The sequence below is a fragment of the Lagierella sp. ICN-221743 genome (genome assembly GCF_037890055.1).
Taxonomy (GTDB): domain Bacteria; phylum Bacillota; class Clostridia; order Tissierellales; family Peptoniphilaceae; genus Mediannikoviicoccus.
This window is the reverse complement of sequence record NZ_JBBKBD010000009.1, coordinates 25,214-37,419: the sequence shown is the minus strand read 5'-3', so window position 1 is coordinate 37,419 and position 12,206 is coordinate 25,214. Positions and strand designations below refer to the sequence as shown.

The following is a 12,206-nucleotide window of genomic DNA, read 5'->3' as shown; positions in this document are numbered from 1 at the left end:
ATTAAACCTCCGATTATAATAATTCGATATTATTCTTGTTGTCCTTTACTTCTCTTGTTGCATACTTTGTATCAAATATGAATTTAGCATTGTCTGCAACCATTTGATAGTCAACATTTGAGTGGTTTGTTGTAATAACAACTAGGTCATATGAAGCTACAACTTCTGGAGTAAGTTCTTTGATTGAATGAACTGTTTCTCCATTTTGATCAATATATGAAGGATTATATCCATCATAGTAATCTAAGTTAGCTCCTTCTTTTTCAAATTGTTCAATAACAACTAGCGCAGGGCTATCTCTTAGGTCGTCAATATCATTTTTGTATGCAATACCTAAGATTAAAACTTTTGCTCCGTTTAAAGCTTTTTTGAATTTCTTTGATAATATTCTTAATGATCTATCTATAACCCATTCAGGCATATAGTCGTTTACTGAACCTGATGCTTCAATAATTCTCATATGAGCGTCATATTCTTTTGCCTTCCATGTTAGGTAGAATGGATCTAGTGGGATACAGTGTCCACCAATTCCAGGACCTGGATAGAAAGCTTGGAAGCCATATGGTTTTGTCTTTGCTGCATCAACAACTTCCCAAATGTTTATTCCCATCTTGTCTGCAATTAGAGCAAATTCATTTACAAGACCGATGTTAACATTTCTATAAGTGTTTTCTAATATCTTTTCCATTTCAGCAACCTTAGGTGAAGAAACTGTAAATACTTCTCCTTCAAGTACATTTCTGTAAAGAGCTGCTGCAACTTCAGTAGAGTCTTCTCCAACACCACCAATTACCTTTGGAGTGTTTTTAGTTTTATAAATCTTGTTACCTGGGTCAACTCTTTCTGGAGAGAATGCTAGGAAGAAATCTTCTCCACATTTCAATCCTGAACCTTCTTCAAGGATAGGTAACATAAGTTCTTCGGTTGTTCCTGGGTATGTTGTAGATTCAAGTACTACAATTGAACCCTTCTTTAAGTGTTTTGATACATCTGTTGTTGACTTTTCAACATATGATATATCTGGTTGTTGATATTTATCAAGTGGTGTAGGAACAGCAATGGCGATAAAGTCACATGATGCAACATCTGCAAAGTTATCTGTTGCTCTTAACATTCCCTTTTCAACTAATTCTGCTAATTCTTCATCAACTACATCACCTATGTAATTGTGTCCTTCGTTTACCATTTTTACCTTTTCAGGTAGTACATCAAAACCTATTACCTTATAGCCTGCGTTAGCTTTTTCAACTGCTAGAGGTAGACCAACATATCCTAGGCCAATAACCCCTACTACTAATTCCTTAGATTCTATTTTTTGTAATAGTTCTTGTTTAATGTTTGACATTTTTTACTCCTTCTCTCTTAAAAATTCATCTTCTAACTTATATAGTTTACCACAAATTTCACATTTGTACATATTATTTTGATATTTTTTTAACCTCTCTCCACATTCACATGCATAACCAATAGGCCTTGCAGGATTTCCAACTACAATTTCGTAGTCTTTAACGTCTTTTGTAATGACCGCTCCGGCACCAATAAGTGCAAATCGTCCAATTGTGTTACCGCAAATTATTGTGGCATTTGCTCCAACTGAAGCTCCTTTTTTTAAAAGCGTCTTTTTATATTCATCTTTTTTCTCAATTAAGGAGCGTGGATTTATTACATTTGTGAATACGCAGGAAGGTCCTAAGAACACACCTTCCTCGCAACAAACACCAGTGTACACAGACACATTGTTTTGTATCTTTACACGGTCTCCTATTTTAACTCCCGGTGAAATAACAACATTTTGTCCAATGTTGCAGTTTTTACCGATTTCACAATTTGGCATAATATGTGAAAAGTGCCAAATCTTTGTTCCTTCTCCAATTATTGAACCTTCGTCAACATATGACGACTCGTGCACAAAATATTTACTCATGATTGAACTCTAAAACAGATTTAATAATATAGTCTATCTCTTCATCTGTTATTTCTGGGAACATTGGAAGGGCAAAAGTTCTTTGTGATAAATAGTATGCGTTTTTGCAATCTTCTGGTTTATATCCTAGTGGTTTAAAAACTTCTTGTAGATGCATTGGTACCGGATAGTAAATACCAGTTGCTATTCCCTTTTCCTTTAGGAAGTTTGTAAGCTCTTCTCTCTTTTCAGATTGAAGGATATATAGATGATACACATGTCTTGACTCTTCTTCCTCTGTCGGTGTAACCAATTTGCCTTTAAGTCCTTTATTGTATCTCTTTGCAGCCCTAACTCTATTGTCAGTCCAGCCCTCTAGGTGAGTAAGCTTAACTCTTAAAAGTGCGGCTTGTATTTCATCTAGTCTGGAATTTTGTCCAATAATATAATTGTAGTATTTTAATGGATTATATACGGTATTGTCAGCAGTTTCATCAACTTTTACTTCCTCGTCAATGTTGTTTAAAAGGTTGTATGCCTTTAATCCATTTTCACCTGATCCATGAACCTTTAGTGCTTTAATAATGGTTGCTAAGTCGTCGTTATTTGTTGTTAACATTCCACCATCTCCTGCACATCCTAGGTTTTTAGTTGGGAAGAATGAAAAACATGCGATATCGGATAATGTACCAATCATCTCACCCTTGTAGATACATCCAACAGCTTGCGCCGCATCTTCTACCACATATAGATTGTGCTTCTTTGCAATTTCATTTATTTCATCCATCTTACATGGATTACCAAATATATGAACAGCTATAATAGCCTTTGTCTTTTCAGTAATCTTTTCTTCAATTAGTTTTGGGTCGATGTTGTATGTGTCAAGTTCAACATCAACAAATACTGGAGTTGCTCCCACATATGCTATGGCTTCTGCAGTGGCAAAGAATGTGTATGCTGTGGTGATAACTTCATCTCCATGGCCAATTCCCAGTGCCTTTAGGGCAATAATTAGTGCATCTGTTCCATTGCCTACAGAAATGGCATTCTTAACTCCAATGTATCTAGCAAATTCAGATTCAAACTTCTTAACATTTTCTCCCATAATATATTGGGCATTTCTCAAAACGTCGAGAATTCTCTCTTCTGCTTCTTCTTCTATGTTTTTGTATTGTCTCTTTAAATCTATTAATGATATATTCATTGATCCTCCATCATTTTTACTCAAGGCTTTCAATAACTTCAACCAGCTTCATTGATAAGTTTTTGAAATCAAAGTCCTTTGCAGCCTTTAATGAATTTTCACAGTATTGTAAATATTTCCCCGGCTCTTCTTTGTATAACTTATAAAAATAAATTATACCATCTGCCATAGCCTCTTCGCTGTCCCCTTGAACCGTTAGTCCACAGTTATATTTTTTCAAAAGGTCATAGCCACATTCAACATTTGATATAACTGGCTTTCCCGAAGCTAGGTACTCGAACAATTTATTTGGGCTAAGTCCATATTTAAATAGTTCTGGTAGGTGGGCAAGTGATAGTACCTGAAGGTTTGACTGTGATAATATGGAAGGCACTTGCCTCTTATTTACCCAGCCCTTGAAAATTACATTATCAATATTATTCTCTTTCACATACTTTTCAAGTTCTTTTCTTTCGCCCTTGTCTCCAAAGATTAAAAACTTAATGTCTTTGTAGCCCCTATCTTTAATTATCTTAAAAGCTCTAATAACCCTACCAAGGTCATTGGCCTTACCAATGGCTCCGCTAAATACCACATTGAAATTTTCTTCATTTGAAAGGTCTTCATCTTCGTACTCAAAGTTCTTCTTGTTTTCTTCGTAATCTTTAAGCACGATTCCATTGTTTATATAGCGAACCTTTGAAGTATCAAGACCTATCTTTCTAATATAGTCTATACCACCTGGCAGTGTGAATAGAATTATATCTGACTTATTATACATCCACCTTTCAATCTTATAAAGAATTTTTGCAATTATATTTTTCCTAGTCATCTTGCCCATGGCCACAAAGGTTTCAGGCCAAAGATCTCTCGTCTCCGTAATAAACTTGGCATCGTATTTTTTTGCCTGTCTATACCCCGCAATCCATGTTAGAGGATGCGGTCCAGAAGCAAATACAAGATCCGGCTTTCCAAAACTCTTTGGTATAAAAAGAGCTCTAAAAAAGTATTGCAACATATTTAAAACCCTCTTCATTCCATTGTCTTCATAGGACATGGCCCTTAAAAAAACATAATCTATGCCATCAAATTTATCTTCTTTATATGTGGCATCATTGGAAATCATATTTATCTGTGTTGTATGAATGGTTGATGCTGTGAATATTTTAACATTATATCCACAATCTTTCAAATTTTTCGCAAAATTGTAATGTCTATTAAATTTGCCTATATTCGGTGGATCTGCATAATGATTTATAATCCAAATATTCTTAATCTTCTTGTTCATTTATTTCAAATCCTATTACTTCTAATATGGTTATAATAATCAACTTAATATCCTGTATAACCGAAATTTTTTCAATATACTCAAGATTTATCCTAAGCTTTTCCTGCATTATCTCATTTATATAAGTCTCTTCAGGGTTTTCACTCTTCGCCAAAACCGACGCCTCATCTTTATACTTTATAGATGCCAGGTCTGTAATGCCTGGGCGAATTTTTAAAATATTTTTTTGATATCCATCGTAAAGTGCAGTGTACTTTGGCACTTCTGGACGTGGTCCGACAAAACTCATGTCACCAATAAACACATTTATGAGTTGAGGAAGTTCATCAATCTTTGATTTTCTCAAAAACTTTCCTATTCCCGTAATCCTCTTATCTTCTCCGACGGTTATTAACATTCCCTTTTTGTCCGCATCTTGAACCATGGTTCGAAACTTGAATATCCTAAAGGGTACATCGCCCTTTTTTATTCTCTCCTGCCTGTAAAAAACTGGTCCCTTAGATGTAAGCTTTATAATAACACTTATAATAATAAATGGAATTAAAAGTATTGTAAGGCCTATTAGAGATAATATTATATCCACGAACCTCTTTAATAAAAGTGAAAATCTTCTCTTTTTAAGACGTTCATCAATATATTTTGAAAAAGCTTCTGGGCTTAATTTATTTTGCATATTTATTTACTATTTCCACAAAGCTCTTAGCCACATATTCAGCTTCTTCATTTGTCAGTCTGCTATGAAGAGGAAGTGTGATTTGATTTTCATATTGCTTATATACATTTGGATAGTCTTTAATGTCAAATCCCAAGTTCTTGTATGCAGTCATCATGGCAAGTGGTTTGTAGTGGACATTTGTTGCTATTTGCTTATCTGCCATTTCCTCAATAATCTTATTTCTTTCTTCCACTTTAATTCCATTTACCCTTGCCAGGTAAAGGTGGCAGTTACTTATATAGTGTTCTCCCACATGCTTCAGAGTTTCCACAGGTGCGTCCCTTAATATGTCGTCATATATTTTTACAACTTCTTTTCTTCTAGCAAGTAAAGAGTCATATCTTTTAAATTGGGCAAGTCCAATGGCAGCCATAATGTCAGTCATATTCATCTTGTAATATGGTCCTACTATGTCATATTCCCATGCACCAAGTTTCATCTTTGAAAGCGCATCCTTGTTTTGACCATGTAGGGATAGAAGTTGTAACTCATTATAAAGTTCGTCGTCATCTATGCCATCAATGGTATTCCAAGATAACGCTCCACCTTCCCCGGTAGTAAAATTCTTTACTGCGTGGAATGAAAATGAAATAAAGTCGCTGTAGTAGCCTGTCTTTTCATCATAATAAATTGATCCAAATGAATGGGCACCGTCATTTACAAGTGCAGCACGACCCATGGCCTCTTGTATTTTGTTAGCAGGTTTAAAAAGATTTTTCTTTTCTTCTAAAATACCTCTAATTCTATGATAATCTACAGGAACTCCTGCAATGTCAACACCAATTACAGCCTTGGTGTTTTCATTTATACTATCAGCTAACTTGTCATAGTCCATAAAATAGCTTCCAGGAACTGTGTCCACAAGTACAATCTTAGCTCCAACATGATCTATAACCGAAGCAGACGCAGTGTAGGTGTATGCTGAAGTAATAACTTCGTCCCCCTCTCCTATGCCAAGCAGTCTCAAATTAAGTTCAAGTGCCGCCGTAGCAGAATTAAGGCACACTGTCCTGTCTGTTCCTACATATTCAGTAATCATTTTTTCTAGTTTTTTTGTTTTAGGTCCAGTTGTAATCCAACCAGACTTTAAAGTATCCACAACTTCATCAATTTCTAGTTGAGATATATCCGGTGGTGAAAAATCAATCTTCATATTTCCCTCCATAAATTAATTCTACACTATAGTATAAGCTTTTAAGCTGTTTTTTTCAAAAATTACATTGTTACATCCAACATTTCTATTATATCAAATTAACGCATTATTTTCCTATTTTGTTAATTTAAATTAATAAAAAATTTTAGCCCTACTGACTAACCCTATACAAAAAGTCTCCATGATAAAAAATTTCAATATTAACTTCAAGATACTCATTCCCTCGAGATAAAAATCCAGTTAATAAATAGGTCTTATAAGAGTCGTACTCAGAAACCACATCAATGTTTTTAAACTTCGTATAAAAGGCAGAAATAAAATTTTGTAAATCCATTTTCTCTCCAACAAAACTTCCCACATTCCCCGCTAAAACATTTTTGTACTCCATAATATACACATAAGAATCTTCTAGAGAAACTTCCTTTAAAATAATTTTCCCTTCTACCATCTCGTTTTTATTAATATCCACAAACCCATATTGTGTTTTTAAAATTAGATCATGGCAGTCTAGGTCAAAATCTATGTCAATAATATTTGCATCATGAAGGCTAAATCTTTGGTCGGTGTAGATTCTTTTATATTCTTTCATCTTCCCCCCCTTAATCAGCTTTAAATAATTATACCACCAACGAAGGCTTAAGCTTAATAAATATACTTTTATTAGCTATTATGTTTTTAATTTAAAACTGCTATCTTAAATAATTACAAAAAAATAGAAGCCATCGTTATAATTAACAATGGCTTAGTTAAAATTTATTAATTTAAAATTTCATATCTCCAAAAAAAATTGCGAGATTATAAATATATCTATCTAGGATTAACTATGGAATCAAATTTGTATTTTCCGTTATCAATTTTCATAATTGATGCTGCTTTTCTAGGATTATTATTTTCATCAAATTTAAAGGAACCTGTAATTCCAGTAAATTCTAAGGATTTAATTGCTGCGTTTCTATCTTCATTTGAATCGGAATTAGCAGATTCAAATCCCTCTTTTAAAATATAAACTGTGTCATAACCTAATGCTGAAAAAGCAGTAGGATCTTCTCCGTACTTTTCCCTATATTTATTTATAAATTCTTGTACCTTACTGCCAGTGTCCTCTATAGAGAAGTGATTTGTAAAATAGGAATCTTGAATAATGTCATAGCTTGATGAATCCATAGTCTTTAGTATGCCATCCCATCCATCTCCACCTAAGAAAGTAGATTTTATATTTGCATCCCTTGCTTGTGGTGTAATTAGAGATAGTTTTTCATAATAGTCTGGTATTAATAAAACATCTGGATTTTTGCCAGCTATACTTGTAAGTTGTGCCTTGAAATCAGTATCATTTTCTCCATAGGATTCTTTTTTCACAACTTTAATTCCTAACTCTTCTGCCTTTTTTTCAAATGAATCTGCAATCCCAGTTGAGTAGTCACTGGCTGTATTTACTAAAATACCTGCAGTTTTAGCATTTAGACTGTCCTTTGCAAAAATTGCCAATAATTCTCCTTGGTATGGATTGGTAAAGCAAGTTCTAAATACATTTGGTTTTCCTTCGGTAATAGCCTCTTCAGTTCCAGTAGGTGTAATAACTGGTATACCATCATTAATTGACGCTTCTGCAATTGCAGATGATGGTGATGAAGTGTTTGTTCCAATTACAGCCTGTGCTCCATTTTGAACTAATTTGTGATAAGTTGTTACTGAATCTGTTAATTCTCCCTTATCATCTAATGATTCTAAAGTTATTTTTTTACCTTTAATTCCACCATTCGCATTGATTTCTTCAATGGCCATTTCTATTCCATTTACAGTTGAAATTCCATAATTAGAATATTGACCAGTTAGTGGAAAACTAGATCCAAATTTAATGGTATTATCATCTACTTTAGTAGATTCTCTTTCCCCATTAACTCCACAAGATGCAAGAATAACACTTGTCGCTACAATAATTGCTACAAATTTCTTTTTCATTTTTTCCTCCTTAATAATTTAGGCAGAAAAAAACCTCCGTCTCTTCTACCTATGGTAAAAGAGACGAAGGGTTGTATTATAAATTTATAACCTACTCCGCGGTACCACTCTTCTTCATCGAACGATGCACTTATATCAATTGAATGAATAACTCTGTAACGGGAGTTCCCGGCTACACCTACTAACAATTTCAGTGCGCTGCTCAATGGCTAGTTTTAAGGACTATCTTGATATTTCTCACCTGCCAATATCTCTCTGAAAAGATTTGTTCACTTATAATATTCCATTTCTTTGCATTTATATGTGTTCATTATACACTGCTAGAATTTTTTGTCAAGCTTTTTTTGAAATTCTTTTATTAAATTCATTTAGGAATTAAATAGCACATCCCTTTACCAATCTAGAATTATAGCCATCAAAAAAATAAAATTCTCCACTGCTTAGATTTTTTATATCTTCTGGATTTAGAATATATTCCTTGTCTTCTGAGTAGGAAAGTGTACTTGTGCTGCTAAATCCTGGAATAATTTGTGACCACTTGTGGATGTTGATACCTGACGAGCTTGCCTCTGAGACTTTTGTTTTATCATATTTGCCAAAAAATTCTGCCCATTTTGTCCTGGATATACCAGACGGATGGTTGAATAATAAATAATTATGACAAAGTCCCAAGATAGATTCATAAATTTGCGTGTCATTGGCACAAGCTGAGAAAAAATCTGATTCTGCCATCATGAAACCAGTATTAGGTCTTGGTTTTGAAATTATATCTGTGAGAACTTCCCCCTTAGTAAAAGATATATCATCAATTACTACAGCAAATCCCCCATACTTATAAAGCTCATTTAACTCTGATGTTAAAAGTCTTGAATATAGTGATTCTGAAGAACTAAGTAAGTCAATACTTATAACATCGTATCTTTTACTTAAAGCTGACATTAACGATTCCTGTTTTTTTGATTGATGGTTGCCAAGTATCGGTCTCATATCAGCTAGGAGTTTATTTAAAAATATTTTGATATTTCCAAGCTCTTTGTTCCCAGAAGCTAAATAAAATTGGAGATCTTGTCCTACTTGTGGACTTATTTGTCCTTTGTTGACTCCATCTTGAACCCTAGAGGCCAAACTTCCATGAGGACATTTAAAAAAAGCTGGTAAGGATGGATTTCTTCCAGCGATCATTAAATATTTAGCCATGCCTTCAAAATACAGGCTTGTAGAGCTAGATAAATTAAAATCTTTCTTACCAACATCTGATAATATTGTTGAAATAAGACTATAATCATTGTCTATAAAAGGATTATAACTGGCTTGGTTTTGAATTTGTCCTAAATTTCTTCTTGAAAACAAAACTGAATTGCTATAATTAGCAAGGATTTCATCTTCCAAGTCTAAATTATAATTGTGTAATAAAATTACTGGAATATTATCATTTTTTAGCATAGAAATATAAGCCTTAATAGCAGCATTTCTTTCATTTTTACTAGCACCAGATACAACGAAGTTACTAGCACTAGAACTGTATTCAAAAAGTTTATCAAAAGAAATATACCTATAGTTTCTTACATTTTTTTGATATTATTATTATAGTCTACGTTTTTCTTCTTTAAATAATTAATTAATTTCCAAATCATTTCTTACCTAAAATCATCAAACTTAAATATAAATGGTTGGCTGAAAGGAAGGCCTACAATGGCTTGGCCTATTGGCAGAGAGTTTTGATGCCAGTCTTCTACTGTATGCCCCAATCTTTTTTCCTCAACCATAGTAAAGTCTGATTTCTGATAATCTTCTAAAATGAGGTTTTTTCCATAGAGATTGCTGACGTATTCCCTCGAAGCCATGTCATTTGTCCTAAAGGAAATAAGCGTAGAAAAACCTGCCATTATATTCATGGCCTTTGACTTGCCATATATATCTACTAATTGTTCTATACTCTGTATGCCTGCCAAGATTTTTAGTCCCAAACTTCTACCAAAGTTGACACCATCTTCTATATGCTCTAGTAAAGGTATAAGCTTAAATTCATCACAAATCAAATAAACATTGCCGTTTTTTTGATTTCTAGACATTGCTTCTTTGAGGGCCTGGTCAAAACATAGCCTATATAGAGGAGTCAGGGAATTGCCCTTAGCCAAATCATATTCTATAAACAAAGTTTTTCCTCCCTTGTTTCTGACAAAATTCCTTATAGAAAAATTGCCTTTTTTAGCAAAGTTTCCCACAAATATATCTCTAACTACAGAAAACATTTCTGAAAGTACGCCCTGACTTTGTGGACCAGGATAGGAAATATAAGAATTGACTGCTACCAAGTCTTTGTGGTTAGATAGCATTGCTTTAACCTTATTTTCATCACAAGAATCTAAGAGGATTCTCAGTTCATTGTTATAAAACATCTTTTTTCTGATATTCTTGTCTTTGATACCTGCCCTAGTTAAGGATAATAATATAGAAGATAAAACATCACTAGCAGCATTTGGGAAAAAGGCATTAGTTGTATTTTTGACCCTCTCCTTGAAAAGTGACTTACAAATTTCATTGCAATTTTGCTTTATATGTTCATCGTCTGAACCGTCTGCTAAAATATCCCTAAAAATGTTCCATTTTGAAGATGTGTCTGTAATATTATCTATAAACAAATCACCATTTTCAAAAAACCTTTGTATATAGTCTCCCTTGGTATCAAAAATGATCATAACATCGTCTTTTGTCATTTGGGATTTGATTTGTTTTATTATATGAAAAAAAAGGGTGGACTTGCCGGAACCAGTTGATCCAAGCATGAGTAAATGCTTGGATAATTGGTCTTCAGACATAGTAAAGCTCGCCCTCTTTCCATCTTTTTCTCCATCAAATTTTAGAAAATTCGAATTGTTATTTGTTACAATCGGATTATAGGCAACACTAGACCCGTATAAAATTTTAAAAGACATCACATGCTCCTATTATAAACCATAAGATTGGCCAAAATCTTTATCCTGACCCTTGTCTTGCTCATTAGCCTTTGGCTGGATGTTATTTTGCCTATCTTCCCTGTCAGATAAAAAATCAAAATCCTGGTCTTTATTATAATTGTTTCTATATTTTTGCTCATAGGAAGAGTTTATTTCATTTTTAATTTTCTCTTCATAGTTTTTTCCATAGACCTGTTCTGCCTTTAGCCTATAGTAATTATTTTCCATGTTCCTGGTATGTTTATAATCGTAAAGGTCCATATCTTTGACATTTTGACTCATCTTGTCAAACTCATTATTAGCATATTCATATGCATCTATTTCAACTGGTTGAAACCTATATTTGACATCAGAATTCATACCATTAGGCTCTTGGTATTGGTCAAAATTTTTTTGCCAATCGCTAATTTTGTTTACATCATCAATATTTCCAATATAGGCCCTGCCAACTATGCAATCATCCTGGAAGGCATGTCTACCCTCATGGATAATTGTATCGCAGTTGTCATAGCGCCTATCATCTTGCATAATCAAACTTTTATTGATGGCGATTTTACTAGGATCTGCTGCCGAATAATAACCAGCTATATTTTTTTGCGGCATATTTACAGGTGCCACAAGCCTTGCTGGCCTATTTTGACTAGCAGCCATAGTATTTTCTAGCCTTTGATAGAAATCTAACCTTTGGTCATAGGTCATATTTTGCCAATTTTGTTTACTCAGAGAATTAAAATCAATCATTTTTACCTATAACCCTATCTTTTTTGAAAGTAAACTTATCATAAAATTGTAGCATTTCTGGATTTTTCATCAATAAGTCCATTGAAAAAATCGCATTTAAATAGGATGCATTTTCCTTTTCCATTATATCCTTTATGGATACTCCTTTATAGCTATAGTTTTTTTTCTCTCCATTGAAATAATCCATAACTACTTTTTTTAACCCATCGGAGAAGCTTCCCATGTTTTCATACATTCTCTGCGCATCTTCTTTACTTATCGACATGTCCTTTGCTATCATGTCAATGGCTTTTTCCTTATCCAT

The 12,206-nt window shown here is 33.5% G+C and carries 12 protein-coding genes and 1 other annotated feature; all 12 genes read right to left on the bottom strand.

Features of this window, described 5'->3' with window-relative positions; all coding sequences use genetic code 11:
- Positions 1-13: 13 nt before the first annotated feature.
- Positions 14-1,345 (bottom strand): nucleotide sugar dehydrogenase, encoded by a 1,332-nt coding sequence (locus WKS98_RS05625; protein WP_498917632.1) that lies wholly within the window; start codon positions 1,343-1,345, stop codon positions 14-16.
- Positions 1,346-1,348: 3 nt separating this feature from the next.
- On the bottom strand, positions 1,349-1,924 hold the full coding sequence (locus WKS98_RS05620) for an acyltransferase (RefSeq protein WP_498917630.1): 576 nt from the start codon (positions 1,922-1,924) through the stop codon (positions 1,349-1,351).
- The gene (locus tag WKS98_RS05615; RefSeq protein WP_498917629.1) at positions 1,917-3,107 is read right to left on the bottom strand and encodes a DegT/DnrJ/EryC1/StrS family aminotransferase; all 1,191 of its coding nucleotides are present in this window, start codon (positions 3,105-3,107) and stop codon (positions 1,917-1,919) included. Before WKS98_RS05615 ends, WKS98_RS05620 begins: the two co-directional genes overlap by 8 nt.
- 16 nt (positions 3,108-3,123) lie before the next feature.
- Positions 3,124-4,374: a glycosyltransferase family 4 protein gene (locus tag WKS98_RS05610; RefSeq protein WP_498917627.1), complete on the bottom strand. Its 1,251-nt coding sequence runs from the start codon at positions 4,372-4,374 to the stop codon at positions 3,124-3,126.
- Positions 4,358-5,047, bottom strand: coding sequence for a sugar transferase (locus WKS98_RS05605; RefSeq protein ID WP_498917625.1), 690 nt, complete (start codon positions 5,045-5,047; stop codon positions 4,358-4,360). The genes WKS98_RS05610 and WKS98_RS05605 overlap by 17 nt, the downstream gene beginning before the upstream one ends.
- Complete coding sequence (locus tag WKS98_RS05600; protein ID WP_498917623.1) at positions 5,037-6,242, bottom strand: DegT/DnrJ/EryC1/StrS family aminotransferase; 1,206 nt, start codon at positions 6,240-6,242, stop codon at positions 5,037-5,039. The genes WKS98_RS05605 and WKS98_RS05600 overlap by 11 nt, the downstream gene beginning before the upstream one ends.
- Positions 6,243-6,393: 151 nt before the next feature.
- Entirely contained in the window at positions 6,394-6,831 is a 438-nt protein-coding gene (locus WKS98_RS05595) for a hypothetical protein (protein ID WP_498917621.1), read from the bottom strand.
- Positions 6,832-7,049: 218 nt separating this feature from the next.
- The gene (locus tag WKS98_RS05590; RefSeq protein WP_498917619.1) at positions 7,050-8,204 is read right to left on the bottom strand and encodes an ABC transporter substrate-binding protein; all 1,155 of its coding nucleotides are present in this window, start codon (positions 8,202-8,204) and stop codon (positions 7,050-7,052) included.
- Between the two features lie 56 nt (positions 8,205-8,260).
- Positions 8,261-8,505: a binding site (T-box leader), on the bottom strand.
- Between the two features lie 74 nt (positions 8,506-8,579).
- A complete protein-coding gene (locus WKS98_RS05585) occupies positions 8,580-9,647 on the bottom strand; it encodes a hypothetical protein (RefSeq protein WP_498917618.1) in 1,068 nt (355 codons plus the stop codon).
- Positions 9,648-9,841: 194 nt separating this feature from the next.
- Positions 9,842-11,140 (bottom strand): type IV secretory system conjugative DNA transfer family protein, encoded by a 1,299-nt coding sequence (locus WKS98_RS05580; protein ID WP_498917616.1) that lies wholly within the window; start codon positions 11,138-11,140, stop codon positions 9,842-9,844.
- Positions 11,141-11,152: 12 nt separating this feature from the next.
- On the bottom strand, positions 11,153-11,902 hold the full coding sequence (locus WKS98_RS05575; RefSeq protein ID WP_498917614.1) for a hypothetical protein: 750 nt from the start codon (positions 11,900-11,902) through the stop codon (positions 11,153-11,155).
- Positions 11,895-12,206 (bottom strand): hypothetical protein, encoded by a 312-nt coding sequence (locus WKS98_RS05570; protein ID WP_498917612.1) that lies wholly within the window; start codon positions 12,204-12,206, stop codon positions 11,895-11,897. Before WKS98_RS05570 ends, WKS98_RS05575 begins: the two co-directional genes overlap by 8 nt.